Below are 26,608 nucleotides of genomic sequence, written 5' to 3' on the forward strand. Positions count from 1 at the left end.
CGACGCAGACTTACTCGCCGATCAGTGCCTGATAGCCAGCGGCATCCAGCAGCTTGTCCAGTTGCGACTTGTCGCTTGGCTTCAGCTTGAAGATCCACGACGCGTAAGGCTCTTCGTTGAGCAGCTCCGGGCTGTCGGCCAGTTCTTCGTTGACCGCGATCACTTCACCGGCAACCGGGGCGTAGATGTCGGAAGCGGCCTTGACCGACTCGACCACGCCAGCAGCGTCGCCCGCAGCGAACACCTTGCCGACTTCGGCCAGCTCGACGAACACCACGTCACCCAGCGCTTGCTGGGCGTGGTCGCTGATACCCACGGTCACAGTGCCATCAGCTTCCAGGCGTGCCCACTCGTGGCTTTCGGCGAAACGCAGATCGGCGGGGATATTGCTCATGTCTTGAATTCCTCGTTTGGGTCAGCGGTTCGGCCCGCCGTTGAATGATCAGATCAGAATCTTGCCGTGGCGCACGAAGGTCGGTTTGACCACCCGCACCGGGTACCATTTGCCGCGGATCTCGACCTCGGCACGGTCACCAGTAGCCATGGGCACGCGCGCCAAGGCAATGGACTTGCTCAGCGTAGGCGAGAAACTACCACTGGTGATCTCCCCTTCGCCAATCCCGGCTACACGCACCACCTGGTGGGCACGCAGAACGCCGCGCTCTTCGAGCACCAGGCCAACCAGTTTTTCCTGCACACCGCGCTCGATTTCCGCCAACAGGCCGGTACGGCCGACGAAGTTGCGTTCGGCAGGTTCCCAGGCAATGCACCAGCCCAGGTTGGAGGTCAGCGGGGTATGGCTTTCATCGATGTCCTGGCCGTACAGATTCATGCCGGCTTCCAGGCGCAGGGTGTCGCGCGCGCCCAAGCCGCTCGGCGCGATGCCGGCGCCGACCAGGTCGTTGAAAAACGCTACGGCCTGATCACCCGGCAGGATGATTTCCAGGCCGTCTTCACCGGTGTAGCCGGTGCGGGCGATGAACCAGTCACCTTCGGCAATACCTTCGAACGGGCGCAGTTCACGGATCAGCGCGGCGCGGGCCGGGCTGAGCAGCGCGGCGACTTTCTCACGGGCATGGGGCCCCTGGATGGCGAGGATGGCGAGGTCGGGACGCACATCGAACGATACGCTGAAGCCGGCGCTCTGGCGCTGTAGCCAATCGGCGACCTTCGCCCGTGTGGCCGCGTTGGTGACCAGGCGGTAGCCGCTCTGGGTGCGGTAGACGATCAGGTCGTCGATGACCCCGCCGTCTTCGTTGAGCAACGGGCTGTACAGCGCCTTGCCGGTGCCGTCGAGACGGGCCACGTCGTTGGCCAGCAGACGTTGCAGCCAGGGCGTGGCGTCGTCGCCGGTGATGTCGATGACCGTCATGTGGGACACATCGAAGACACCGCAGTCGCTGCGCACCTGATGGTGCTCCTCGACCTGCGAGCCATAGTGCAGCGGCATGTCCCAGCCGCCGAAATCGACCGTCTTGGCGCCGAGCGCCAGGTGCAAGTCGTACAAAAGCGTGCGCTGTCCCATGGGTTTCTCCTTCCGGGCGTGGCGAAGCGGCGGCGGTCGATGACGTTTAATCGTCAGCTCTTCTTGTAGGACCCGCCGCGCGAATGCCGCGCATTGTAGCCGCAAGGGCGCAAGCTGGCATCCTCAGTGACTGTGACCGGGACGCCGAGCGGAACGGCGAATCAGCCCGATGACCGGCAACAGCCCGACCAGCACCAAGGTCAGCGCCGGTAGCGAGGCGCGCGCCCATTCGCCTTCGCTGGTCATCTCGAACACCCTGACCGCCAGGGTGTCCCAGCCGAACGGGCGCATCAGCAGGGTGGCGGGCATTTCCTTGAGCACGTCGACGAACACCAGCAACGCAGCGCTCAAAGCCCCGGGCACCAGCAGCGGCAGATACACCTTGAAAAACAAACCCACGCCACCGACGCCGAGACTGCGCGAAGCCTCCGGCAATGAGGGGCGGATACGTTCCAGGCTGCTCTCCAATGGGCCATAGGCCACGGCGATGAAACGCACCAGGTAAGCCAGCAGCAACGCGGCCAGGCTGCCCAGCAACAGCGGCTTGCCCGCACCGCCCAACCAGGTCGACAGCGGAATGACCAGCTGATTATCCAGATAGCTGAAAGCCAGCATGATCGAGACCGCCAGCACCGAGCCGGGCAAGGCGTAGCCCAGATTGGCCAGCCCGACGCCGGCACGGATGCCGCCCGTCGGCGCCTGACGGCGGGCGAAGGCCAGCAGCAGGGCCACGCAAACGGTGATCAGAGCGGCCATACCGCCCAGGTACAACGTATGCAGCACCAGGCCGACATACCGCTCGTCCAGATCATGCCGGCCGCGCTGCCAGAACCACGCCAGCAACTGCAGCAGCGGAATGACGAATGCGCAGGCGAACACCAGCAGGCACCAGCCGCTGGCCAGCAGCGCCTTGAACCCGCGCAAGTGGTATAGCGCCTGCCCGCGCGGGCGCTCGTTGCCGCTGCGGGTCGCGCCACGGGCGCGGCGCTCGCCATACAGCACCAGCATCACCGCCAACAGCAGCAGACTGGCCAACTGGGCCGCGCTGGACAGGCTGAAGAACCCGTACCAGGTCTTGTAGATGGCCGTGGTGAACGTGTCGAAGTTGAACACGGCCACTGCGCCAAAATCAGCCAGGGTCTCCATCAGCGCCAGGGCAATACCCGCACCAATCGCAGGCCGCGCCATCGGCATCGCCACTCGCCAGAAGGCCTGCAGGGGTGACAGGCCCAGTACCCGCGCAGCCTCCATCAAGCCCTTGCCCTGGGCCAGGAACGCCGTGCGCGCCAGCAGGTAGACATAGGGGTAGAACACCAGCACCAGCACGATGATCACCCCACCCGTAGAGCGTACCCGTGGCAGGCGCATGGGCCCGAACACTTCGCGCAGGGCGCTTTGTACCGGGCCGGAAAAATCGAGCAGGCCGACAAAGACGAAGGCCAGTACGTAGGCCGGAATGGCGAACGGCAGCATCAGCGCCCAGTCGAGCCAGCGTCGGCCGGGGAACTCGCAGAGGCTGGTGAGCCAGGCCAGGCTGACCCCGAGCAGGGTGACGCCGATACCGACGCCGACCACCAAGGTCGCGGTATTGCCCAGCAGGCGGCCCATCTGGGTGTCGAGCAGGTGCGACCAGATCTGCAGGTCGACCGACTGCCAGGACAGCAGCAGCACACTCAGGGGCAGGAGGACCAGGGCGGCGGTCAGGGTGACCGGGAGGTACCAGCGGCGTTGGGCGGTATGGGGCAAGTGAATGTCTCTGTGACTGATTGCGACCGCTTTGCGGTCGTTCGCGGGCGTGCCCGCTCCCACAGGGATCGAGTTTTCCTGTGGGAGCGGGCGTGCCCGCGAACAGGCCCTTGAAGAACCCGGAAGCTTAAGGCCGGGTGCTTAATTCCAGCCAGCGCGATCCATCAGGCGAATGGCCTCGGCCTGGCGCTTGCCGGCCACTTCCACCGGCAGGCTGTCGGCCTTGAAGCTACCCCAGGCTGCCACTTCCTCCGACGGCTTGACCTTCGGGTTGGCCGGGAACTCCTGGTTGATGTCGGCGAACAGCTTCTGCGCCTCTTCGCCAGTCATCCACTCGACCAGCTTCTTGGCGGCTTCCGGGTGCGGCGCATGCTTGGTCAGGCCGATGCCCGACAGGTTGACGTGCACGCCACGGTCACCCTGGTTGGGCCAGAAGATCTTCACCGGCAGTTTCGGGTTCTGGGCATGCAGGCGGCCGTAGTAGTAGGTGTTGACCACGCCCACATCGCATTGGCCGGCCTCGATGGCCTGGATCACCGAGTTATCGTCGGAGAACACATCGGTGGCCAGGTTGCCGACCCAGCCTTTGACGATCTGCTCGGTCTTGGCCTCGCCATGGTTCTCGATCAGCGTGGCGGTCAGCGACTGGTTGTACACCTTCTTCGCGGTGCGCAGGCACAGGCGTCCTTCCCAGTGCTTGTCGGCGAGGGCTTCATAGGTGGTCAGCTCGGCCGGCTTGACCCGCTCGGTGGAGTAGACAATGGTCCGTGCACGCAGGCTCAGGCCAGTCCAGTCATGGGACGAGGCGCGGTACTGCGGGGGAATGTTCTGGTCGATGATGTCCGACTTGATCGGCTGCAGGATGCCCATCTGCTCGGCCTGCCAGAGGTTGCCGGCATCGACGGTGAGCAGCAGGTCGGCCACGCCGTTCTCGCCCTCGGCCTTGATGCGCTGCATCAACGGGGCTTCCTTGTCGGTGATGAACTTGACCTTGACCCCGGTCTTGGCGGTGTAGGCATCGAACACCGGCTTGATCAGCTCGTCGATGCGCGAGGAGTACACCACCACTTCGTCCGCCGCCTGGGCTGTGCCGCCGAACAGGGTCAGGGCCAGGGCGGCCAGTAGGGGCTTGCGTGGCAACATGGAAAGCACTCCTCGGATCGTATGAGAGGTGCAAATGGTAGTGAATCCCATTTTCCGACTCATCATCCGAGCAGTTACCGAATGTTGCAGAGGGCCGCTGTGCGGCCCCGCCTATCTCAAGCCTTGGCCAGTTCCGGCAGGTCCCCGGTCAGCCCCAGCGCCTGGCGCACGAACAGCGCCTTGGCCTCCGGCAGCTGTTCCACCAGCTTCAACCCGCTGTTACGCAACCAGCGCAGCGGCAACGGATTGGCCTGGAACAACCGCTCGAAACCTTCCATCGCCGCCATCAACGCCAGGTTGTGCGGCATGCGCCGACGCTCATAACGGCTGAGCACCTTCACATCCGCCAACCGCTCACCGCGCTCGCAGGCATTCTCCAGCACCTCGGCCAGCACCGCGGCGTCGAGGAAGCCCAGGTTGACGCCCTGCCCGGCCAGCGGGTGAATGGTGTGCGCGGCATCGCCGATCAACACCAGCCCTTCGTCCACGTAGCGCTTGGCGTGGCGCTGGCGCAACGGCACGCAGACGCGCGGGTCGGCCTCCAGCACATCCCCCAGACGCCCCTCGAAGGCGCGTTCCAGGGCCTTGAGGAAGGCCTGCTCATCCAATGCCATGATCTGCTCGGCCTGCTCCGGTGTTGTCGACCAGACGATCGAGCACCAGTCCTGCTTGCCGTCACGGGACAACGGCAGGAACGCCAGCGGCCCCTCATCGGTGAACCGCTGCCAGGCGGTGGCCTGGTGCGCAGCACTGCAGCGCACGCTGGTGACGATTGCGTGGTGCAGGTAATCCCATTCGCGGGTCTCGCAGCCGGCCAGCCGGCGCACCGCCGAGTTGGCGCCATCGGCGGCCACCACCAACGGTGTCCGCAGCTGGCGGCCGTCGGCCAGGGTCAGCAGCCACTCGTCACCAGAACGGCGCAGCTGCTCCAGGCGGGCATTGGGCAGCAGGCCGATGTCGCTGTCGTGCAGGCGCTCCAGCAGACCGTCCTGTACCACCCGGTTCTCGACGATATGGCCGAGTACCTGGGCATGCACGCTGGCTGCCGAGAAATGAATCTGACCGGTACCGCTGCCATCCCATACATGCATGTCGGAATACGGCGACACGCGCCGCCCGGCGATACCTTCCCAGGCACCCAGGCGTTCGAGGATGCGCTGGCTGGCCGCCGACAGGGCACTGACCCGAGGCTCGAACGGAGCGGCGCCATCGAACGGTTTGACCGACAGCGGGCCGCCATCGAGCAGGAGAATTTCCAGGCCGCTGTGGCGAAGCGCCAGGGCCAGGGCGCTGCCGACCATACCGGCACCGACAATCAACAGATCTGCGCGCATTTCCATGCCTTACGCCTGCCTCGCTTGCGGCTTGAGCCGCACGTATAGGGTTTTATCGACCCGCGCCACCAGCTCGCCGGCTTCGTCACGGATATCGACCTGCACACGCGGCAGGTACTTCTTGCCGGTGGCGGTCTGCTGGCGGATCTCGTCCAGCAGCGCGTCATCGACGTGGAATTCGGCGTACACCGTGCCCTTGCCCGGAGCGATGAAATCGATGGTGGCAGCCTTGTCCCAGACGATGTACTCGCGGCCCAGCTGCTCGATCAGCAGCAGCATGTAGAACGGGTCGACCATCGAGTACAGGCTGCCGCCAAACTGGGTGCCGACATAGTTGCGGTTCCAGCGGGTCAGCTTCATGCGAACCTTGACGCTGCGCATGTCAGGGCTGATGTGCTGGATGCGGATACCGGCACCCATGTAGGGCGGGTAGAGGTTCAGTAGCCAGCGCAACATGCGCGCCCGGCGCGCCAGCCTGCGCGGGTTGCTCATGCCTGGCCCCGCGGATCGGGGCGGGTGCCGAGACCCATGGCCTGGCGGGCGAACCAGCTTTTTGCCGGTGGAAGCAGGTCGAGCCCGAGCAGGCCGATATTGCGCCCCGCCGCCAGCAGCGGCTGGTTGCTGCCGAACAGGCGGGTGACCTGGTCGGAGAAACCAATGGTCAGGGCCTGGTCGAGCCGCTGGCGCTGGTGATAGGCCAACAGGCTGGCAAGATCACCCGGATGCTGCGGGCCGGCCAGCAGCGCATCGGCCAGCGACTGTACGTCACGCAGCGACAGGTTGAAGCCCTGCCCGGCAATCGGGTGCAAGCTGTGCGCGGCGTTGCCCAGCACCACCAGGTGTGGGCGTACCTGCTCCTGGGCTTCGATCAGCGCCAGCGGGTAGAGATGCCGGGCACCGACCTGGCGCAGGGCGCCGAGGCGATAGCCAAAGGCATCCTGCAGCTCACGCAGGAAGCTGCGCTCATCAATTTCAGCCAGGCGCCGGGCATCCATCCCCTGCCGCGTCCAGACCAGCGCGCAGCGGTTTTCCGGTAATGGCAGCAAGGCCATCGGGCCTTGCTCGGTGAAGCGCTCGAAGGCTTGACCACAGTGGGCCTCGCCTGGGGTGATGTTGGCGATCAGCGCGCTTTGCTCGTAGGGCGTACGGCGCACATGGATACCCAGTTGCTCGCGCAGGCCGGAGCGGCCACCGTCAGCCAGCACCGCCAGGTCGCATTCCAGGCTGGTGTCGTCGTCCAGCAGCAGGCGGTAGCCACCTTCAATGGCCTGCATGGCCTTCACCTCGGCCGGGCAGCGCCAGCTCACCACCTCGCTGTCCAGCCCTTGCCACAGGCATTGGCCGAGCCAGGCGTTCTCCACCACGTAGCCCAGGGCCGGCACGCCCTCTTCCATGGCATCCAGGCGGGTAGCACCGAAACGGCCCCGGTCAGAGACCTGGATCTGCCGGATCGGCTCGGCGCGCAGACTGATGGTTTGCCACAGGCCAAGGTGCTGATAGATCTGCCGGGTGCCGAAAGACAATGCCGAGGAACGTGCGTCGTAGCTGGGCTGGAAGCTGTCGCCGGGGGCGAACGGCTCGATCAGCAGGATCTTCCAGCCACGTGCCTTGGCGCCGGCCTGCAGAGCCAGGGCCAGGCTTGCGCCGACCAGACCACCGCCGATAATTGCCAGGTTGACCCGACTCATGCCGCGTCCTTACGTGCAGCCTGCATCAGCGCCTCGATCTCAGCGACCGTACGGGGCACGCCCGAGGTCAGAATGTCACAGCCTTGCCTGGTCACTACCACGTCGTCCTCGATCCTGATGCCGATGCCGCGCCATTTCTTCGCGACCGACTCGTTGTCGGCGGCAATGTAGATGCCGGGCTCGACCGTCAACGCCATGCCAGGCTCCAGCACCCGCCACTCGCCACCCACCTTGTATTCGCCAACATCGTGCACATCCATGCCCAGCCAGTGCCCGGCACGGTGCATGTAGAAGGCCCGGTAGGCCTCGCTGTCGATCAGCGCCTGCACCTCACCCTTGAGCAAGCCGAGTTCCACCAGGCCTTCGGTGATGACACGCACGGTCGCCTCGTGGGCGTGGTTCCAGTGCTTGCCCGGGGCGATCTCGGCAAAGGCGGCGGCCTGGGCCTTGAGCACCAGCTCGTAGATGGCCTTCTGCTCGGGCGAAAAACGCCCGCTGACCGGGAAGGTACGGGTGATATCGCTGGCGTAGCAGTCGATCTCGCAACCGGCATCGATCAGCACCAGGTCACCGTCCTTGAGCGGAGCATCGTTCTGCTGGTAGTGCAGGATGCAGCCATTGCGCCCGGCGGCGACGATCGAGCCGTAGGCCGGCATCTTCGCCCCGCCCTTGCGGAACTCGTAGTCCAGCTCGGCTTCCAGGCTGTATTCGTGCAGCCCGGCGCGGCAAGCCTGCATGGCCCGTACATGGGCGCGTGCGGAGATATCCGCAGCGGCACGCATCACCTTCACTTCCGCTGCCGATTTATACAGGCGCATGTCGTGCAGCAGGTGATCCAGCGCAACGAACTCGTTCGGCGGCTGGGCGCCGAGGCGCGCCTTGGAGCGGATCACGTTGATCCAGTCCATCAGGCGCCGGTCGAACTCAGCGTTGCTGCCCATGGCGCTGTAGACCCGTTCGCGGCCTTCGATCAGGCCCGGCAGGATCTCGTCGATATCGGTGATCGGGAAGGCATCGTCCGCACCAAAGTCACGGACTGCGCCTTCCTGGCCGGCACGCAGCCCGTCCCATTGCTCACGCTCCGGGTTGCGCTCACGGCAGAACAGCACGTACTCGCCATGCTCACGGCCAGGGATCAGTGCGATCACCGCCTCTGGCTCGGGGAAGCCGCTGAGGTACTGGAAATCGCTGTCCTGGCGGTACACGTGCTCGACATCGCGGTTACGGATGGCAACCGCGGCAGCCGGCAGGATGGCAATGCTGTTGGGGACCATCTGCGCCATCAGCGCCTTGCGCCGACGGGCATACTCGGCCTTGGGTATGTGGCTCATGGGCAGGACTACCCTCGGTTGATCAGTGCAGCGAAGGTTTTGATGCAGGTGCGGCAGGCGCCGCCAGCTCCGTGTACAGCAGCAGCGGTGCGACGCGCAGGTACTCCATGACTTCCATGTAGTCGCTCTCGCCGTCTTCGGATTCTTCAAGGGCCTCCTGGACCTGGGAAATGGCCACCAGGTCCTGCAGCACTTCCTTGGCTTCGGTAGACAGGTCCTTGCCACCGGCGTTCAGGCCGAAGCCAGTGATGAAGCCCTGGCACCACTGGCCCAGCGCCTCGGCGCGGTCGGCCAGTGCGGCATCGTCGCTCGGCAGCAGCAGGACGATGGCCATGTCTTCGCTGTTCAGCTCACCCTTGACCATCTCTTGCAGGCCGATCAGGGCATTGCGCACGGTGTCGCCGGGTTCGGTTTCCAGCAGTTGGGCGGCGTCGGCCAACCAGGCCTCGGCATCGAAGCCCGCACCGGCACAGCTGCGCCCGATCAGCAGGCCGTGCAGCTCGGCAGGGGTGACAGGATGGCCATTGCTCGAGAGGAGCATGGCAAAAGCAACATAAGGCGATTGAGTATTAGGCATGGTCGGCTAGGCGCCAGACGGCGCATTTGACTAGAATGAAGACCTTGTATCCTAGCACCGGCAGGCGCGCCAAGACCATCGGCACTGGCCGCAGCCGCGCAGGGAGAGGCATCATCGCAGGGTGATTCAACGACGGAGCGAATCGAGTGCAACCCACGCAAGAGAATGACCTGCAAGCGCTGATGAGCCGATTCGAGTTGCTGATTGAACGCGTCGAGCAACTAAAACGGCAAAATGCACTCCTAGTAGCTCAGGAAAAATCCTGGCGCGAGGAGCGCGCCCACCTCATCGAAAAGAACGAGATCGCCAAGCGCAAGGTCGAGTCGATGATTTTACGCCTGAAGGCCCTGGAGCAAGACTCATGAGTTCAAGCAATAGCGTCACCGTGCAGATCCTCGACAAGGAGTATTCGATCATCTGCCCGCCGGAAGAGCGCAACAACCTGGTCAGCGCTGCGCGCTACCTGGACGGCAAGATGCGCGAGATCCGCAGCAGCGGCAAGGTGATCGGAGCCGACCGCATTGCGGTCATGGCGGCGTTGAACATCACTCACGAGATGCTGCACCGCCAGGAGGATCGCAGCGATGCGCCGGTGAGCGGCACCAACCGTGAACAGGTGCGTGACCTGCTGGAGCGGGTCGATCAGGCTTTGTCCGACGATGCGGGTACCAAAAACGGCTGAGATTGGTATACTGGCGCCACTCCCTGGGGGATGCGCCAGTCGGTTATGTCCCTGAGCCGATACGCACAACCACGGGGGTTGCACGCTGGGGCCGGTGTGCATGTCCGCCCGACGGAAAGCCTTAACGCCCCCTGCAATCTCCACCTTGAACTTTCGGGTTCAAGGGCTACACCGATAGCGGTCTTATCGGGGAGCCTGATTCTTCCTGCCCAGCGCCCAGCTGGGCAATCCGACACCTGGGATCGCCAGTGCCATGACCGAAACTGCGCCGCTCACCCGCCCCCAGCTTCGTCGCCTGCTTCGCAATGCCCGCCGCGCCCTTACCCCCGCCCAGCAACACCAGGCTTCACGTGGCCTGTACCGGCAATTGGCGCAGCACCCACTGTTCCGCCGTGCCCGGCATATCGCCCTGTACCTGCCCAATGACGGTGAAATCGACCCGCGCCTGCTGCTGCGCGAGGCCCAGCGCCGGGGTAAGCGCACCTACCTGCCGGTACTGCATGCCTGGCCGCGCACGCGCATGGTGTTCCAGCGTTTCGAACAGGGCGAAAAGCTCAAGCGTAACCGCTTCCGTATTCCCGAGCCGTTGACCGATCGTCGGCGCCAGCGCCCGATCTGGTCGCTGGACCTGATCCTGCTGCCGCTGGTCGGCTTCGATGAAGTCGGCGGGCGATTGGGGATGGGTGGGGGATTCTACGACCGTAGCCTGGCCTACCAGGCACGCCGCAAGACCTGGAAAAAACCGCTGCTGCTGGGGCTGGCGCATGAATGCCAGAAGGTCGAGCGACTGGCGCAGGCCAGTTGGGATGTACCACTGCAGGGCACGGTCAGTGACCGTGGCTGGTACCTGGCGCCGAAGTAGGCGGCGTCAGCGAGGGGATATCAGCGTTGCTGTGGGTTGGCGTCGACCGGCGTCTGATAGGCGGTATCCAGCTTGCGCTCCCAGATACCCTGGGCATAACCGGTGGTGACCACACCAAGGCCAAAGATGAAGACCAGGATCCACAGCAGATCCGGTTTGCGTTGATTCATCGAAGAATGCCCCCCTAGGCATACGTTCAGGCTCGGCGACCTTCTTGGTGCCGCCGGAGCGTCTAGCTTTAAAATCGGCGCATTTTCCGACAACCTGAGTCGTCACGCAAACGTTGACGCCAACCGGCTGTCGGTTTCGTGCAACAGGTTATTTCAAACCTTTTCAGGAGCAGTATCCATGGCCTATTGGCTGATGAAGTCCGAGCCCGATGAGCTCTCGATCGAAGGCCTGGGCCGCTTGGGCGAGGCACGCTGGGATGGCGTACGCAACTACCAGGCGCGCAACTTCATGCGGGCCATGAGCGTAGGCGACGAGTTCTTTTTCTACCACTCCAGCTGCCCGCAGCCGGGCATTGCCGGCATCGCCCGCATCATTGCGGCGGCCTACCCGGACCCGACGGCACTGGACCCGGAAAGCCACTACTTCGACGCCAAGGCCAATGCCGAAAAGAACCCTTGGAGCGCGGTGGACGTGGCCCACGTGAAGACCTTCCGCCAGGTGCTGGGGTTGGGCCTGCTGAAACAGCAGAGTGCGCTGGCAGATTTGCCGCTGGTGCAGAAAGGCACGCGGTTGTCGGTGATGCCAGTGACCGAAGAGCAGTGGGCGGCGATCATCGCGCTGGCGCGCTAACCGCTTTTCCATAGCCCACAAAGACAAAGGGCGCCTCGCGGCGCCCTACTCACAGACAGGTAGGCTTGTTATCGCCTTATACCTGCCCGGCTCTGTAATTGCTGGATAATCCAGGATCCGCAGAGTCTCACAAGCCCCTCTCGGGAACGAGCGTCAGTATGGTCCATCCTGTGCCCTACTGACAACTGTCCGCACTGTTGCTGGATGTTTGAAGCCAAGCGCACAACTGACAGCTTCCCGCACAGCGGCGAAGTGCTCTGGCTGCATCGTCAACACCACGTACTCTCGGCCACCACCTCGGCGCGACTTGATACGACACCTGTCCAATCTGGTTATGGAGACGGTGTATACCATGTCGCACTTGGCCCAGCATGCCAAAGCAGAGCCTGGCAGATAGCTGGGCAGTACTACATGATGCCTGGCCAACCGCTCAGGCTCAGTCGTGCTCAGCGGCACAATGGTAACCAGTTGTTGATTGTGGCTATGCTTGCGAAGGACAACGACCGGTCGAACCTTGACCATCTCAGGTACCTGAAAACCCGAGAAATCGCACATCAGAACAGTCGCTTCCTTCGGCTGAAACTTCAATGGCATTGCCAACTTCTCTCGAACATCTGAAAACCATGCGCAATCTAGCGTGGCAGAGACATCACGAGTCGAAAATTGGCAGACCTACAGGAAAGATAGATCTCTCCTACGCCATAGGCGCCACTGGCAAAATCAAATCACTGCACAATCAGGTTATTGAACAGCAGATCCTCGACAATCGGCTTGCCCTCTTCCGATTCCATCACCTGCTGCACCTGCTTCAACGCTTCCTGGCGCAGCTTCTCCTTGGCGTCGACGTTGCTCATGCTATCCACCGTTTGCTGGGTGAACAGGGCTACCAGCTGGTTGCGGATCAGCGGCTCCTGGTGCTTGACCGCAGCCGCCGCGGCGTCACCGGTCACGCGCAGGGCGACATCGGCCTTGTACACGCGCAGCTTGGGGCTGCCATCAAGGGCATAGTTGCCGACGAAGGGTGGGCTCAGGGTGATGTAGGAAACTTTCGGTTCCCCTTCCTTGGCTTCCTCGGCCATGGCCGCCGCTGGCAGCATCAGCGCCAGTACCATCAAGATCCACGCTTTCACGAATTCGCTCCTCAAAACAGTTGGCGCCAGCTTACCCAGCATGCAGCACAAACCCAAGCACGGGCTTGTGCAACCACTTATGTCTGCACATCAGGGCGGGGCATGCTCGTTGACCCGGCAGGCGACCCTCCTACACTTATCGGCCACTACACGCAAAGGAATAGCCCCGATGAAAGCTGTGTTGTGCAAAACCCTGGGCCCGGCTCGTGACCTGGTGCTGGAAGACGTGGCCAGCCCGGTGCCGAAGAAGAACGAGATCCTGCTCGATGTGCAGGCTGCCGGGGTCAACTTCCCCGACACGCTGATCATCGAAGGCAAATACCAGTTCCAGCCACCGCTGCCGTTCTCGCCAGGTGGCGAGGCCGCCGGTGTGGTTGCTGCGGTCGGCGAACGGGCCGGCAACTTCAAGGTGGGCGACCGAGTGATGGCCCTGACCGGCTGGGGGGCGTTCGCCGAGCAAGTGGCGGTGCCGTTCTACAACGTGATGCCGATCCCCGAGCACATGGATTTTGCCACCGCCGCGGCGTTCGGCATGACCTACGGCACCTCGATGCATGCCCTCAAGCAGCGCGGCCAGTTGCAGCCCGGCGAAACCCTGCTGGTGCTCGGTGCATCCGGTGGTGTTGGCCTGGCAGCGGTGGAAATCGGCAAGGCCATGGGCGCAAGAGTGATCGCCGCAGCCAGCAGCGCCGAGAAGCTCGCCGTTGCCAAGGCTGCCGGGGCTGACGAACTGATCGACTACAGCCAGGCCAGCCTCAAGGAAGAAATCAAGCGCCTGACCGGCGGCCAGGGCGTGGATGTGATCTACGACCCGGTGGGTGGCGAGCTGTTCGACCAGGCCGTGCGCGGGCTGGCGTGGCAGGGACGGCTGCTGGTGGTGGGGTTTGCCAGCGGGACGATTCCGCAGATGGCGGCGAACCTGGTGCTACTCAAGGGGGCGGCGGTACTTGGGGTGTTCTGGGGGGCGTTTGCCCAGCGTCAACCTGAGGACAATGCGGCGAACTTCCGGCAATTGTTTGCCTGGCATGCCGAGGGCAAGTTGAAGCCGTTGGTGTCGAAGACTTATCCACTGGCTGAAGCCGGGGCTGCCATTGAAGAACTTGGGCAGCGGCGGGCTGTGGGTAAGTTGGTGGTATTGGCCAAGTAAGGCAGGTCTGGCCTCTTCGCGGGTTTATCGAGGCGTCGAACCGCCGCGAAGAGGCCCGTGCAGGTTATGGCAGCGCCTGAACCGCGCCTCGAGGTTGCGATCCGGCATCTGATGGCTGCGCAGCGCATTCAATGTCTGCTCGACATAGTCCCGCGTGGTGCCATAGCGCCCCTTGGCACTGGCCAGAATCTGGCTGAGCAGCGTATCCGGCAAATTGCCCGCATAGCACGGCAGATGCCGTTCCAGCACGAACCCCAAGGCCTGCACCTTGCTGCCATCACCCAGTCGGCAGCTGAGCCAGTGCGGCCGATACGCCGGATAAGGCATTTCCCGCTGCCACAGGGCCATCAGCGAATCATCGAGGTTGCTGTCTTCAAGTCGGTAGGCAAAACCGCTGCAGGAGCCGCCGCGATCAAGGCCGAACACCAGGCCTGGCGTTTCCGGCGTCCCCCGGTGCTCATGCGACCACAGGTACAACCCACGGTGATAACCATGCACTCGCGCCCGTTGGCGCTCCACCGAATTACATTCCGGCCGCCAGATCAGCGAGCCATAGGCAAACAGCCAGACAGGGCCACCTTCATGGCGAGACATGGTCATTTGCATGGAGTTGAGCAATTGCTCACGGGTCAGTTGCTGACCGAAGTCGAGCGTCGGAGGATATGCAACTTCCCAGGACAAACTTTCAAGTGCCGACATAAGCTGCCGCCATTATTCCCTGTTTACTACGCATAAAGCGGGAGGCGCTGATGACGTGGCCTGCGCGGCCGCGCCAGCGGCGCTTGCTGTAACCATAGGATAGAAATGCGCCAATACTCAAGTCCCATGAACAGAGTTTCATGCACAGTTCCGACGACTGGGAAGTATTGTTTCGATGGCCGCGAAAGTTAATGGCCAAGGCGGTAACAATTACCGCCTTATACCCGCTAGTTGGAACTTCGGTTATTAACCGCGTGGTGCGTAGGCAAACACATCGGCGCGCATGCGGTGCGCATCCATGCCGGCCTCGACCAGGGCATCGAGGGTGGCGTAGACCATGTTCGGCGAACCGCTGGCATACACATGCACGGTATTTAGGTCTTTCACGTCCTCGCACACCGCTTCATGCAGCATGCCGCAACGCCCTTCCCAGCCACACAGGTCGCTGACCACCTTATGCAGGAACAGGTTCGGCAAGCGCTCCCATTCAGCCCAGTGCTCGATGCTGTAGAAGTCCTCCGGGCGACGGACACCCCAGTACAGGTGCACCGGGTGCTTGAAGCCCTGGGCGCGGCAATGTTCGACCAGGCTGTGCATCTGGCCCATGCCGGTGCCAGCGGCAATCAGCACCAGCGGCCCGTCAGGCAACTCGGCCAGGTGGGTATCGCCGAACGGCATTTCGATACGCGCCACGCGGTCACGCTGCAGCTGCGCCAACAGCTGCAGCGCACTGGCTTCGCGGGCCAGCACATGCAGTTCGAGCTCTCGCCCGGAATGCGGCGCAGAGGCCAGCGAGAAGGCCGCCGGCTTGCCGCCCTCGCGCTCGATCATCAGGTACTGCCCGGCATGGTAACGCGGCGGCTTGCCGGCCGGCGCGCGCAGGCGCACGCGCCAGACGTCGCCACCGACCTCGACGCATTCGCTCACGCTGCACGCCAGCTTGCGCACTGGCAGCTCGCCCAGGGCAAGCACACCATCCCAGAGCAACACACAGTCCTCCAGCGGTTCGGCAATGCAGGTAAACAACTCGCCATGGTCACGGACTACACCGTCCTGACGCACGCTTCCTTCGACCAACAACGCGGCGCAGACATGGCAATTGCCATTGCGGCAGCTGTTCGGGCAGTCATAGCCCAGCCGCCGCGCTCCATCCAGGATCCGTTCCCCGGGTTCGAGCGCCAGCACCGCCCCGGACGGCTGCAACGTTACCTGCATCAATCTATTCCCAACTGATCCCACAGCTCATCGATACGGCGGGTGACGGCCTCGTCCTTGACGATGACCCGGCCCCATTCGCGTGTAGTCTCGCCCGGCCACTTGTGCGTGGCGTCCAGGCCCATCTTCGACCCCAGCCCCGATACCGGTGACGCGAAGTCCAGGTAGTCGATCGGCGTGTTGTCGATCATCACCGTATCACGCTTGGGGTCCATGCGCGTGGTGATGGCCCAGATCACATCGTTCCAGTCGCGGGCGTTGATATCGTCGTCGGTGACAATAACGAACTTGGTGTACATGAACTGTCGCAGGAACGACCACACACCCAGCATCACGCGCTTCGCGTGGCCTGGGTACTGCTTCTTCATGGTCACTACCGCCATGCGGTACGAGCAGCCTTCCGGCGGCAGGTAGAAGTCGACGATTTCCGGGAACTGCTTCTGCAGGATCGGCACGAACACTTCGTTCAGCGCCACACCCAGGATCGCCGGCTCATCCGGCGGCCGGCCAGTGTAGGTGCTGTGGTAGATCGGCTTCTGTCGGTGGGTGATGCGCTCGACGGTGAACACCGGGAAGCTGTCCACTTCGTTGTAGTAGCCGGTGTGATCGCCATACGGGCCTTCCGGGGCCATTTCGCCCGGATGAATCACGCCTTCGAGGATGATCTCGGCAGTGGCCGGCACCTGCAGGTTGCTGCCACGGCACTTGACCAGCTCGGTGCGGTTGCCGCGCAGCAAGCCGGCGAAGGCGTATTCGGAAAGGGTGTCCGGCACTGGCGTCACGGCGCCAAGGATGGTGGCCGGGTCAGCGCCCAGGGCCACGGCGACCGGGAACGGCTGGCCCGGATTCTTTTCGCACCACTCGCGATAATCCAGGGCGCCGCCACGGTGGCTCAGCCAGCGCATGATCACCTTGTTGCGGCCGATCACCTGCTGACGGTAGATGCCCAGGTTCTGGCGATCCTTGTTCGGGCCACGGGTCACGGTCAGGCCCCAGGTGATCAGCGGCGCCACGTCGCCTGGCCAGCAGTGCTGGATCGGCAGCTGGCCGAGGTCGACATCGTCACCCTCGATGACCACTTCCTGGCACACCGCGTCCTTGACCACCTTCGGCGCCATCGACACGACCTTCTTGAAGATCGGCAGCTTGGACCAGGCGTCCTTCAGGCCTTTCGGCGGCTCGGGCTCCTTGAGGAAGGCCAGCAGCTTGCCGATCTCACGCAGTTCGTCGACCGACTCGGCGCCCATGCCCATGGCCACGCGTTCTGGCGTGCCGAACAGGTTGCCCAGTACCGGGATGTCGAAGCCGGTGGGCTTTTCGAACAGCAACGCCGGACCCTTGGCGCGCAGGGTGCGGTCGCAGACCTCGGTCATTTCCAGGACAGGGGAAATCGGAACCTGGATGCGCTTGAGTTCACCGCGCTGCTCCAGGCCACGGATGAAGTCGCGCAAATCGCGATACTGCATGCATGAGCCTCGTGTTGGCCGTATCGGTCGGGGTGCAGAGTGTAGCGCCGATAGGGCCGCAATAGCCAAAGTACAGATAGCAAAAAGCCGGGTTTCCCCGGCTTTTCGCGTGGTACGACGATCTTACTTGCGCTTCATCGACAGGAAGAACTCGTCGTTGGTCTTGGTCTGCTTGAGCTTGTCGACCAGGAACTCGATGGCGGCGATCTCGTCCATCGGGTGCAGCAGCTTGCGCAGGATCCACATGCGCTGCAGTTCGTCGTCGGCGGTCAGCAGCTCTTCGCGGCGGGTACCGGAACGGTTGATGTTGATGGCCGGGAACACGCGCTTTTCAGCGATGCGACGGTCCAGGGGCAGTTCCATGTTGCCGGTACCCTTGAACTCTTCGTAGATCACTTCGTCCATCTTCGAGCCGGTTTCGACCAGCGCGGTGGCGATGATGGTCAGCGAACCGCCTTCCTCGATGTTACGCGCGGCACCGAAGAAGCGCTTCGGCTTCTCCAGGGCGTGGGCGTCGACACCACCGGTCAGCACCTTGCCGGAGCTCGGGATCACGGTGTTGTAGGCACGCGCCAGGCGGGTGATGGAGTCCAGCAGGATGACCACGTCCTTCTTGTGCTCGACCAGGCGCTTGGCCTTCTCGATGACCATTTCGGCAACCTGCACGTGGCGGGTTGGTGGCTCGTCGAAGGTCGAGGCGACCACTTCGCCGCGCACGGTGCGCTGCATTTCGGTCACTTCTTCCGGGCGCTCGTCGATCAGCAGGACGATCAGGTGGCACTCGGGGTTGTTACGGGTGATGTTCGCCGCGATGTTCTGCAGCATGATGGTCTTACCGGCTTTCGGCGGAGCGACAATCAGGCCACGCTGGCCTTTGCCGATCGGGGCGCACAGGTCGATGACGCGACCGGTGAGGTCTTCGGTGGAGCCGTTACCGGCTTCCATCTTCAGGCGCTTGTTCGGGAACAGCGGCGTCAGGTTTTCGAACAGGATCTTGTTCTTCGCGTTTTCCGGACGGTCGAAGTTGATGGTGTCGACCTTCAGCAGGGCGAAGTAACGCTCCCCTTCCTTCGGTGGGCGGATCTTGCCGACGATGGTGTCGCCGGTACGCAGGTTGAAACGGCGGATCTGGCTTGGCGAGACGTAGATGTCGTCGGGGCCGGCCAGGTAGGACGCATCAGCCGAACGCAGGAAACCGAAACCATCCTGGAGAATCTCCAGCACGCCGTCACCCGAGATCTCTTCGCCGCTTTTCGCGTGCTTCTTCAGCAGGGCGAAAATCACGTCCTGTTTGCGCGAACGGGCCATGTTTTCGATGCCCATCTGTTCGGCCATTTCCAAAAGATCGGTAATCGGCTTTTGCTTGAGTTCAGTCAGGTTCATAAGGGGAGTGACGTAATCATGTAAGAAGGGAGAATTAAGCTGTGGCTTAATGAGGCCGCGCCGCTAGATGGCGACAGGATCGCGTACTGATTCGAATTAGGGATGCTTCGGCGACGGCGTGCAGAGGGCACTGGAGAAGCAGTGCGAGGCCGAATGTAACACTTGCTTTTTTCTGCGTCTAGTGCTCTGAAAAAGAAAAAACCCCGCATTTGCGGGGCTTTTTCACATCACATCACAGGCTGGCGTCGAGGAACGCCTTCAGCTGCGACTTCGACAGGGCGCCGACCTTGGTGGCTTCGACGTTGCCGTTCTTGAACAGCATCAGGGTCGGAATGCCACGTACGCCGTGCTTGGCCGGGGTTTCCTGGTTGTTGTCGATGTTCAGCTTGGCGATGGTCACCTTGCCTTCGTATTCAGCGGCGATGTCGTCCAGAACCGGAGCGATCATCTTGCATGGACCGCACCATTCAGCCCAGTAGTCGACCAGTACCGCGCCTTCGGCCTTCAGGACTTCGGCTTCGAAGGTAGCGTCGGTGACGTGTTTGATCAGATCGCTGCTCATGGATATCTCCAGGGTCGTAAGCAAAAAAACGTGGCCCATGATAGCGGCACCCAGGCCCTACAGGAAGTCACGGACGATTGAGTGTAACTATAGTTGTGCAAGACGCCGCGAATCGAAACTGTCACACAAGTGTCATAGCATGGAATGGCACATTGCCTTGCATCAAGGCCCGGTGTGGTGCGCGTTGGCGTCAGCCAAGGATCGTGGCACGATTGCCGGGTTACCGACCGAGAACACACAGAATGCCGCATACCTCCGCGAAGAACCTGTCCCTGATCGCCGCCATCGACCTGGGCTCCAACAGCTTCCACATGGTCGTGGCCAAGGCGCACCACACCGAAATCCGCATTCTCGAGCGGCTCGGCGAGAAGGTTCAGCTGGCCGCCGGCATCGACGATGAGCGCATGCTCAGCGAAGAAGCCATGGAGCGAGGCCTGGAATGCCTCAAGCGTTTTGCCCAACTGATCAACGGCATGCCGGCAGGCGCCGTGCGCATCGTCGGCACTAACGCCCTGCGCGAAGCGCGCAACCGCAACGACTTCATCCTGCGTGCCGAAGCCATCCTCGGCCACCCGGTCGAGGTCATCTCCGGCCGTGAAGAGGCGCGCCTGATCTACCTCGGCGTGTCGCACACCCTGGCCGACACTCCCGGCAAGCGCCTGGTCGCCGACATCGGCGGCGGCAGCACCGAGTTCATCATCGGCCAGCGCTTCGAGCCGCTGCTGCGCGAAAGCCTGCAGATGGGCTGCGTCAGCTTCACCCAGCGCTACTTCCGCGACGGCAAGATCACCCCGGCACGCTACGCCCAGGCCTATACCGCCGCACGTCTGGAACTGATGAGCATCGAAAACGCCCTGCATCGCCTGACCTGGGACGAGGCCATCGGTTCGTCCGGCACCATCCGCGCCATCGGCGCCGCGATCAAGGCCGGTGGCCTGGGCAACGGCGAGGTCAATGCCGAGGGCCTGGCCTGGGTCAAGCGCAAGCTGTTCAAGCTCGGCGAGGTCGACAAGATCGACTTCGAAGGCATCAAACCCGACCGTCGCACCATCTTCCCGGCCGGCCTGGCGATTCTCGAGGCCATCTTCGATGCCCTTGAGCTGCAGCGCATGGACCACTGCGACGGCGCCCTGCGTGAAGGCGTGTTGTTCGACCTGCTCGGTCGCCACCACCACGAGGATGTGCGCGAGCGCACCCTGAACTCGCTGATGGAACGCTATCACGCCGACCAGGGCCAGGCAGCACGGGTCGAGCGCAAGGCCCTGAGCGCCTTCGACCAGGTGGCCAAGGCATGGAAGCTTGAAGAAGGAAACTGGCGCGATCTGCTGGGTTGGGCGGCGAAAATCCACGAAATCGGCCTGGATATCGCCCACTACCATTACCACAAGCACGGCGCCTACCTGATCGAGCACTCCGACCTGGCGGGCTTCTCGCGCGACGAGCAGCAGATGATGGCCTTGCTGGTGCGCGGCCATCGCCGCAACATTCCCAAGGACAAGTTCACGGAATTCGGTGACGACGCCGTGCAGCTGATTCGCCTGTGCGTGCTGCTGCGCTTCGCCATCCTGTTCCACCACATCCGTGGCAACCAGCAGATGCCCAAGGTGGACCTGCAGGCCGGCGAAGACAGCCTTGAAGTGGTGTTCCCAGAAGGCTGGCTGGAACAGAACCAGCTGACCCAGGCCGACTTCGCCAACGAGGCGGAGTGGCTGGCCCGGGTCGGCTTCGTCCTCAGCGTACGTTGAGGAGCGGGTTGCTCAGGCGCTCCAGCAGGGTCGCCTGGGCACTGCGCGGGTTCTGGTTGCCGGTCGGGGTGCTGCGCACGTAGCGCCCGTCAGGCTGCAAGGTCCAGGCGTGGGTGTTGTCGGTCAGGTAGCCTTCCAGCTCCTTCTTCACCCGCAGCAATAGCTTCTTGCCCTCTACCGGGAAGCAGGTCTCGACGCGCTTGTCGAGGTTACGCTCCATCCAGTCGGCGCTGGACAGGTAGATCTGCTCTTCGCCGCCATTGAGGAAGTAGAACACCCGCGTGTGCTCGAGGAAGCGGCCGATGATCGAGCGCACCTGGATGTTGTGCGAAACCCCCGGAATACCTGGGCGCAGGCAGCACATGCCGCGCACCACCAGGTCGATCCTCACGCCCGACTGGCTGGCCTTGTACAGCGCCTTGATGACCTTGGCGTCGGTCAGCGAGTTGAACTTGGCGATGATGTGCGCGGGCTTGCCATCCAGGGCGAACTGGGTCTCCCGGGCGATCATGTCGAGCATGCCCTTCTTCAGGGTGAACGGCGCGTGCAGCAGCTTCTTCATGCGCAGGGTCTTGCCCATGCCGATCAGCTGGCTGAACAGCTTGCCGACGTCCTCGGTGAGGGCGTCGTCAGAGGTCAGCAGGCTGTAGTCGGTGTACAGGCGGGCGTTGCCGGCGTGATAGTTGCCCGTACCCAGGTGCGCGTAACGCACGATCTCGCCCTGCTCGCGGCGCAGGATCAGCATCATCTTGGCGTGGGTCTTGAAGCCGACCACGCCGTAGATCACCACCGCACCGGCTGCCTGCAGGCGGCTGGCCATCTGCAGGTTGGACTCTTCGTCGAAGCGCGCGCGCAGCTCGATCACCGCGGTGACCTCCTTGCCGTTACGCGCCGCATCCACCAAGGCGTCGACGATCTCCGAGTTGGCCCCGGAACGGTACAGGGTCTGGCGCACGGCGAGCACGTGCGGGTCCTTGGCGGCCTGGCGCAGCAGGTCGATCACCGGGGTGAAGGACTCGAATGGGTGCATCAGCAGGATGTCCTGCTTGCCGATCACGCTGAAGATGTTGTCGGCGTTCTGCAGCAGCTTGGGGATGGCCGGGGTGAACGGCGTGTACTGCAGCTCCGGATGGCTGTCGAGGCCGGTGATGCTGAACAGACGGGTCAGGTTGACCGGGCCGTTGACCTGGTAGAGCTCGCTCTCGCTCAGGCTGAACTGCTTGAGCAGGTAGTCCGACAGGTGTTTCGGGCAGGTGTCGGCGACTTCCAGGCGCACGGCATCGCCGTAGCGGCGCGAGAACAGCTCGCCGCGCAGGGCGCGCGCCAGGTCGTCGACTTCTTCGGAGTCCAGCGCCAGGTCGGCGTTACGGGTCAGGCGGAACTGGTAGCAACCCTTGACCTTCATGCCCTGGAACAGGTCATCGGCGTGGGCATGGATCATCGACGACAGGAAGACATAGTTGTCGCCTGGGCCACCGACTTCTTCCGGCACACGAATGACCCGTGGCAACAGGCGTGGTGCCGGGATGATCGCCAGACCGGAATCGCGGCCAAAGGCGTCGACACCTTCGAGCTCGACGATGAAGTTCAGGCTCTTGTTCACCAGCAGCGGGAACGGGTGAGTCGGGTCGAGGCCGATCGGGGTGATGATCGGCGCAATCTCGTCGCGGAAGAAGCGGCGTACCCAGGTCTTGAGCTTGGGCGTCCAGTAGCGGCGACGAATGAAGCGGATGGCGTGCTTTTCCAGCTCCGGCAGCAGTACGTCGTTGAGGATCGCGTACTGGCGCTCCACCTCGAAGTGCACCAGCTCACTGATGCGCGCCAGTGCCTGGTGCGGCTGCAGGCCGTCGGCGCCGGCCAGTTCGCGGGCGAAGTTGATCTGCTTCTTCAGGCCGGCGACGCGGATCTCGAAGAACTCGTCGAGGTTGCTGGAGAAGATCAGCAGGAATTTGAGGCGTTCGAGCAGCGGGTACGATTCGTCCAGCGCCTGTTCCAGCACGCGGATGTTGAATTGCAGCTGCGAAAGTTCGCGATGAATGTACAGGCTGCTGTCGTCCAGGCCCGGGACGGCGATGGCCGGCGCAGGCGCGGGGGCCGGGGCGGCGGCTTCGACCACCGGCTCCACGACCTCGGGCAGGTCTGGCGGGGTCTGTACCATCTCTTCGGGGACTGCCTGGGCATCCTTGATCGCGACAGGGGTTAGCACTTCATTATTCATCTGACGTTCCTGAGGACGTTAACGCCCTATGATCAATTGAGCGGCAAGATAAGCGCCCATTATGACGGCTGTGTTACAGCTTCGCGCAAGCCGCGACTTAAGGCTGCCGGTATTGTCCGTGCAGGAATTGTTCACGTCGAGACACATTTGGACACTTTCACGAATGCGCGCGAAGGGGTAGGCTGCGCGTTCATTTCGCCAGCACCTCAGAAAATGCTCCAACAATTCCTGCAGGATTTCGGCTACTTTGCCCTTTTTCTAGGCACCTTCTTCGAAGGCGAGACCATTCTGGTACTTGCGGGATTCCTTGCGTTCCGCGAATACATGGACATCAAGCTGGTGGTCCTGGTGGCCTTCTGCGGCAGCTACGCCGGCGACCAACTGTGGTACTTCATGGGCCGGCGGCACGGGCGCAAGATCCTCGCGCGCAAGCCGCGCTGGCAGGCCATGGGTGACCGGGCGCTGGAGCACATTCGCCGCCACCCGGACATCTGGGTGCTGAGCTTCCGCTTCGTCTACGGCCTGCGTACGGTGATGCCGATCGCCATCGGCCTGTCCGGCTACTCGCCGCGCCGCTACCTGCTGCTCAACGGCATCGGCGCTGCCGTATGGGCCCTGGCACTGGGCCTGGCGGCCTACCACTTCGGCGCCATCCTCGAAGGCATGCTGGGCAGCATCAAGAAATACGAGCTATGGGTGCTCGGCGGCCTGTTGCTGCTGGGTGGCCTGCTCTGGCTGCGCCGGCGCTTCCGCACCATCCGCGCCGAGCGCCGCGCGGCGGCAGACGAGCAGCCCGCCAGCGCTGAGCAGCAGGTAGCCGCCGAGAAGCAGCCAGAACACGGGCACGACCACCGCTAAGCCCAGCGTGCCGGCCAGGTACAGCGCCGGCACCAGCGTCAGCAGGCGCGCCAGCTCCAGGCGCACCGCCCACGGCCGCTTTTCCAGGGCCGCTCCCAGCACGAACAAGCCGAACGCCATCAGCGACCAGCCCAGCACCAGTGCCGCGGTTGGCACGCGCTCGGCCACGTCCATCAGATAACTGCCCAGTGCGATGTAGGCGGCGAACTGTGCCGCCACGTACACCTGCCACGCCCGGCCCAGGGCAATCTCGAACTTGCGGAACAACGCCAGGTTCTGCTTCGCCTGTGGATAAGCCGCCGCGACATCGGCCGGGCGCCAGCCGGTGGGCATGAACCAGATGCGCAGCTTGTCCTTCCAGCTGCGGGTACGGCGGGCATCGCTGCACAGCTGGGCGTAGAACTGCAGGTTGGCCCACAGCGGGTTCCAGCTGGCCAAGGGCGTGGTCACGCCGAACACCACCGGCTCGGCCGGGTCCTCCTCCTTGAACGTGCCGAACAGACGGTCCCAGATAATGAACACGCCGCCGTAGTTGCGATCCAAGTAGGCAGGATTCTGCGCATGGTGGACGCGATGGTTGGATGGTGTGATCAGCACCCACTCAAGCCAGCCGAGCTTGGGGATGTGCCGGGTGTGCACCCAGAACTGGTACAGCAGGTTCAGCGACGCCACGGTGATGAACACCACCGGAGGCACGCCAATCAGCGCCAGCGGCAGGTAGAAGATCCACGAGAAGATGAAACCGCTGCTGGTCTGGCGCAGCGCCGTGGTGAGGTTGTACTCCTCGCTCTGGTGATGCACCGAATGCGCCGCCCACAACACGTTGCGTTCATGACCCAGGCGGTGCAGCCAGTAGTAGCACAGGTCGTACAGCACGAAGGCCAGCAGCCAGACCCACACGGCGTTCTGCGGCAGACGCAGCAGCGCCAGGTGCTCCCAGGCCAGCGCATAGGTCAGCAGCCCTACCCCCTTGGTCAGCAGGCCGGTGCTGGTGGACAGCGCGCCGGTGCTGAGGCTGTTGATCGAATCGGCCAGGGTGAAGTTGCGCTGGCCGCGCACGCGGTCGGCAATCAGCTCCACGGCGATCAGCACGAAGAAAAACGGCACGGCCAGCAGAATCAGGTCCATGGGCAACGCTCGGTAAGGTTATCCACAGAGATTAGGATGCGCCTGCCGTAATCCCTATGGCCACATCTGCCAAACTAGAGGACATTTAGCGCCTCGAAAATGGAGTAATGAGCATGACCAAGAAAGTAGCGGTGATTCTTTCCGGCTGCGGCGTCTACGACGGCGCCGAAATCCACGAAAGCGTGATCACCCTGCTGCGCCTCGACCAGCGCGGCGCACAGGTGCAGTGCTTTGCGCCGAACATCGCGCAGATGCACGTGATCGACCACCTGACTGGTCAGGAAATGCCGGAATCACGCAATGTGCTGACCGAATCGGCGCGCATCGCCCGTGGCGAACTGAAGGACATCCGCGAGGCCAAGGCCGAAGACTTCGATGCGTTGATCGTGCCAGGCGGTTTCGGCGCGGCGAAGAACCTGTCCAACTTTGCCGTGGAAGGCAGCGGGTGCACAGTGAACCCAGATGTACTGGCGCTGGCCGAAGCGTTTGCCGATGCCTGCAAGCCGGTTGGCCTGATCTGCATCTCGCCGGCGCTGGCGGCGAAGATCTATGGCCCGGGCGTGATCTGCACCATCGGCAATGACGCGGGCACCGCGGCAGCTGTGGAAAAGATGGGCGGCAAGCACGAAGAGTGCGATGTACATGACATCGTCGAAGACACCCAACGCAAGCTGGTGACCACCCCGGCCTACATGGTGGCCAAGTCGATCAGTGAAGCGGCCAGTGGCATCTACAAGCTGGTGGACCGGGTGCTGGAGCTGACCCACGAAGGGGCGTGATCAGCCCTTGCTCAGGCGGGTCAGGATTCGATCCAGGGCATTGGCGAAAGCCTGCTTCTCGCGTTCGCCATAGGGCGCCTGCCCGCCTCCGACCTGGCCCTGCTCACGCAGCTCGGTGAACAGGTTGCGCACCGCCAGGCGCTCGCCCATGTTGCGTTCGTCGAACTCGCGGCCACGTGGGTCCAGGGCCGCCACGCCCTTCTTGATCAGGCGGTCGGCCAGCGGCACGTCGCTGCAGATCACCAGCTCGCCGGGCACAGCGTGCTCGACCAGGTAATCGTCGGCCGCGTCCATGCCGCTGGGCACCACGATCAGGCGAACGATCGCGAAGGCCGGCTTGGCCACGGCCTGGCCGGCCACCATCACCACTTCGAGCTGGCGCTTGAGGGCGAATTTGACGATCAGGTCCTTGGCTGCCTTGGGGCAGGCGTCGGCGTCGATCCAGATGCGCATTCAGTTAAATCTCTTCTTTCCTGCACCGGCCTCTTCGCGGGCACGCCCGCTCCCACAGGGATCGCACAATATCTGAAACCTGTGCAGTACCTGTGGGAGCGGGCGTGCCCGCGAAGAGGCCGGTGCAGGAAAGAAG

General features: G+C 63.3%; 27 protein-coding genes, 1 other RNA gene and 1 pseudogene. 9 read left to right on the forward strand and 20 right to left on the reverse strand.

Annotated elements, in window-relative coordinates:
• Positions 1–10: 10 nt before the first annotated feature.
• From gcvH to J7573_RS13955, 9 genes are all read right to left on the reverse strand, one after another.
• Positions 11–394 carry a glycine cleavage system protein GcvH gene (gene gcvH, locus J7573_RS13915; RefSeq protein ID WP_294335658.1) on the reverse strand — a complete coding sequence of 128 codons (384 nt, stop codon included), beginning with the start codon at positions 392–394 and terminating at the stop codon, positions 11–13.
• A 48-nt stretch (positions 395–442) separates the two neighbouring features.
• Entirely contained in the window at positions 443–1,525 is a 1,083-nt protein-coding gene (gene gcvT / locus J7573_RS13920; protein ID WP_294335659.1) for a glycine cleavage system aminomethyltransferase GcvT, read from the reverse strand.
• A 123-nt stretch (positions 1,526–1,648) separates the two neighbouring features.
• Positions 1,649–3,271 carry an iron ABC transporter permease gene (locus tag J7573_RS13925; protein WP_294335661.1) on the reverse strand — a complete coding sequence of 541 codons (1,623 nt, stop codon included), beginning with the start codon at positions 3,269–3,271 and terminating at the stop codon, positions 1,649–1,651.
• A 141-nt stretch (positions 3,272–3,412) separates the two neighbouring features.
• The gene (locus J7573_RS13930; protein WP_294335663.1) at positions 3,413–4,414 is read right to left on the reverse strand and encodes an extracellular solute-binding protein; all 1,002 of its coding nucleotides are present in this window, start codon (positions 4,412–4,414) and stop codon (positions 3,413–3,415) included.
• 116 nt (positions 4,415–4,530) lie between these two features.
• Entirely contained in the window at positions 4,531–5,748 is a 1,218-nt protein-coding gene (locus J7573_RS13935) for a 2-octaprenyl-3-methyl-6-methoxy-1,4-benzoquinol hydroxylase (RefSeq protein ID WP_294335742.1), read from the reverse strand.
• A 9-nt stretch (positions 5,749–5,757) separates the two neighbouring features.
• A complete protein-coding gene (locus J7573_RS13940; protein ID WP_294335665.1) occupies positions 5,758–6,240 on the reverse strand; it encodes a DUF4442 domain-containing protein in 483 nt (160 codons plus the stop codon).
• Positions 6,237–7,436 carry a 2-octaprenyl-6-methoxyphenyl hydroxylase gene (ubiH, locus tag J7573_RS13945; protein WP_294335666.1) on the reverse strand — a complete coding sequence of 400 codons (1,200 nt, stop codon included), beginning with the start codon at positions 7,434–7,436 and terminating at the stop codon, positions 6,237–6,239. The genes J7573_RS13940 and ubiH overlap by 4 nt, the downstream gene beginning before the upstream one ends.
• Positions 7,433–8,767, reverse strand: coding sequence for a Xaa-Pro aminopeptidase (gene pepP / locus J7573_RS13950; protein WP_110632672.1), 1,335 nt, complete (start codon positions 8,765–8,767; stop codon positions 7,433–7,435). The genes ubiH and pepP overlap by 4 nt, the downstream gene beginning before the upstream one ends.
• Positions 8,768–8,789: 22 nt before the next feature.
• Positions 8,790–9,344, reverse strand: a complete 555-nt coding sequence (locus J7573_RS13955; protein WP_294335667.1) for a YecA family protein — start codon at positions 9,342–9,344, stop codon at positions 8,790–8,792.
• 182 nt (positions 9,345–9,526) lie between these two features.
• Between J7573_RS13955 and J7573_RS13960 the strand changes: the two genes are divergently transcribed.
• From J7573_RS13960 to J7573_RS13975, 4 genes are all read left to right on the forward strand, one after another.
• Positions 9,527–9,709, forward strand: coding sequence for a TIGR02449 family protein (locus tag J7573_RS13960; RefSeq protein ID WP_029886233.1), 183 nt, complete (start codon positions 9,527–9,529; stop codon positions 9,707–9,709).
• The gene (locus tag J7573_RS13965) at positions 9,706–10,026 is read left to right on the forward strand and encodes a cell division protein ZapA (RefSeq protein WP_294335669.1); all 321 of its coding nucleotides are present in this window, start codon (positions 9,706–9,708) and stop codon (positions 10,024–10,026) included. The genes J7573_RS13960 and J7573_RS13965 overlap by 4 nt, the downstream gene beginning before the upstream one ends.
• A 17-nt stretch (positions 10,027–10,043) precedes the next feature.
• A non-coding RNA gene (gene ssrS / locus J7573_RS13970) (6S RNA) lies at positions 10,044–10,223 on the forward strand.
• 56 nt (positions 10,224–10,279) lie between these two features.
• Positions 10,280–10,888, forward strand: coding sequence for a 5-formyltetrahydrofolate cyclo-ligase (locus J7573_RS13975; RefSeq protein WP_110632669.1), 609 nt, complete (start codon positions 10,280–10,282; stop codon positions 10,886–10,888).
• A 20-nt stretch (positions 10,889–10,908) separates the two neighbouring features.
• On the opposite strand, the gene J7573_RS13980 is transcribed toward J7573_RS13975, so the two are convergent.
• Positions 10,909–11,058, reverse strand: coding sequence for a hypothetical protein (locus J7573_RS13980; RefSeq protein ID WP_165837333.1), 150 nt, complete (start codon positions 11,056–11,058; stop codon positions 10,909–10,911).
• Between the two features lie 178 nt (positions 11,059–11,236).
• On the opposite strand from J7573_RS13980, the gene J7573_RS13985 reads away from it, so the two are divergent.
• Positions 11,237–11,689, forward strand: a complete 453-nt coding sequence (locus J7573_RS13985; protein WP_294335671.1) for an EVE domain-containing protein — start codon at positions 11,237–11,239, stop codon at positions 11,687–11,689.
• A 153-nt stretch (positions 11,690–11,842) separates the two neighbouring features.
• On the opposite strand, the gene J7573_RS13990 is transcribed toward J7573_RS13985, so the two are convergent.
• Together J7573_RS13990 and J7573_RS13995 are read right to left on the reverse strand one after the other, a co-directional pair.
• Positions 11,843–12,283, reverse strand: coding sequence for a type II toxin-antitoxin system PemK/MazF family toxin (locus J7573_RS13990; RefSeq protein ID WP_363263827.1), 441 nt, complete (start codon positions 12,281–12,283; stop codon positions 11,843–11,845).
• Between the two features lie 131 nt (positions 12,284–12,414).
• Positions 12,415–12,819, reverse strand: coding sequence for a flagellar basal body-associated protein FliL (locus J7573_RS13995; RefSeq protein ID WP_027920870.1), 405 nt, complete (start codon positions 12,817–12,819; stop codon positions 12,415–12,417).
• A 169-nt stretch (positions 12,820–12,988) separates the two neighbouring features.
• Between J7573_RS13995 and J7573_RS14000 the strand changes: the two genes are divergently transcribed.
• The gene (locus J7573_RS14000) at positions 12,989–13,966 is read left to right on the forward strand and encodes an NADPH:quinone oxidoreductase family protein (protein WP_294335675.1); all 978 of its coding nucleotides are present in this window, start codon (positions 12,989–12,991) and stop codon (positions 13,964–13,966) included.
• Between the two features lie 24 nt (positions 13,967–13,990).
• Here J7573_RS14000 and J7573_RS14005 read toward each other — a convergent pair whose 3' ends face one another.
• From J7573_RS14005 to trxA, 5 genes are all read right to left on the reverse strand, one after another.
• Positions 13,991–14,665 (reverse strand): gamma-glutamylcyclotransferase, encoded by a 675-nt coding sequence (locus J7573_RS14005; protein WP_294335676.1) that lies wholly within the window; start codon positions 14,663–14,665, stop codon positions 13,991–13,993.
• 246 nt (positions 14,666–14,911) lie between these two features.
• Positions 14,912–15,880: a CDP-6-deoxy-delta-3,4-glucoseen reductase gene (locus J7573_RS14010; protein WP_294335677.1), complete on the reverse strand. Its 969-nt coding sequence runs from the start codon at positions 15,878–15,880 to the stop codon at positions 14,912–14,914.
• Positions 15,880–17,346, reverse strand: coding sequence for a 4-hydroxy-3-polyprenylbenzoate decarboxylase (gene ubiD, locus J7573_RS14015; RefSeq protein WP_027920866.1), 1,467 nt, complete (start codon positions 17,344–17,346; stop codon positions 15,880–15,882). The genes J7573_RS14010 and ubiD overlap by 1 nt, the downstream gene beginning before the upstream one ends.
• A 123-nt stretch (positions 17,347–17,469) precedes the next feature.
• Positions 17,470–18,729, reverse strand: coding sequence for a transcription termination factor Rho (rho, locus tag J7573_RS14020; RefSeq protein WP_003253661.1), 1,260 nt, complete (start codon positions 18,727–18,729; stop codon positions 17,470–17,472).
• Positions 18,730–18,961: 232 nt separating this feature from the next.
• On the reverse strand, positions 18,962–19,291 hold the full coding sequence (gene trxA / locus J7573_RS14025; protein ID WP_294335681.1) for a thioredoxin TrxA: 330 nt from the start codon (positions 19,289–19,291) through the stop codon (positions 18,962–18,964).
• Positions 19,292–19,533: 242 nt separating this feature from the next.
• Between trxA and ppx the strand changes: the two genes are divergently transcribed.
• On the forward strand, positions 19,534–21,036 hold the full coding sequence (ppx, locus tag J7573_RS14030) for an exopolyphosphatase (protein WP_294335682.1): 1,503 nt from the start codon (positions 19,534–19,536) through the stop codon (positions 21,034–21,036).
• Here ppx and ppk1 read toward each other — a convergent pair.
• Positions 21,023–23,254, reverse strand: coding sequence for a polyphosphate kinase 1 (gene ppk1, locus J7573_RS14035; RefSeq protein ID WP_294335683.1), 2,232 nt, complete (start codon positions 23,252–23,254; stop codon positions 21,023–21,025). The genes ppx and ppk1 overlap by 14 nt on opposite strands.
• A gap of 213 nt (positions 23,255–23,467) precedes the next feature.
• Here ppk1 and J7573_RS14040 point away from each other — a divergent pair, with 213 nt between their 5' ends.
• Positions 23,468–24,112, forward strand: a complete 645-nt coding sequence (locus J7573_RS14040; protein ID WP_294335685.1) for a DedA family protein — start codon at positions 23,468–23,470, stop codon at positions 24,110–24,112.
• A 501-nt stretch (positions 24,113–24,613) separates the two neighbouring features.
• Here J7573_RS14040 and J7573_RS14045 read toward each other — a convergent pair.
• Positions 24,614–25,240 (reverse strand): annotated as a pseudogene (locus tag J7573_RS14045) (sterol desaturase family protein); the annotation flags it as partial.
• Positions 25,241–25,353: 113 nt separating this feature from the next.
• Between J7573_RS14045 and elbB the strand changes: the two are divergent.
• A complete protein-coding gene (elbB, locus tag J7573_RS14050) occupies positions 25,354–26,019 on the forward strand; it encodes an isoprenoid biosynthesis glyoxalase ElbB (protein ID WP_294335687.1) in 666 nt (221 codons plus the stop codon).
• Here the strand turns inward: elbB and J7573_RS14055 are convergent, their stop codons facing one another.
• A complete protein-coding gene (locus J7573_RS14055; RefSeq protein ID WP_103446197.1) occupies positions 26,020–26,472 on the reverse strand; it encodes a YaiI/YqxD family protein in 453 nt (150 codons plus the stop codon).
• Positions 26,473–26,608: the final 136 nt, after the last annotated feature.

The organism is Pseudomonas sp. (assembly GCF_017744435.1).
Taxonomy (GTDB): domain Bacteria; phylum Pseudomonadota; class Gammaproteobacteria; order Pseudomonadales; family Pseudomonadaceae; genus Aquipseudomonas.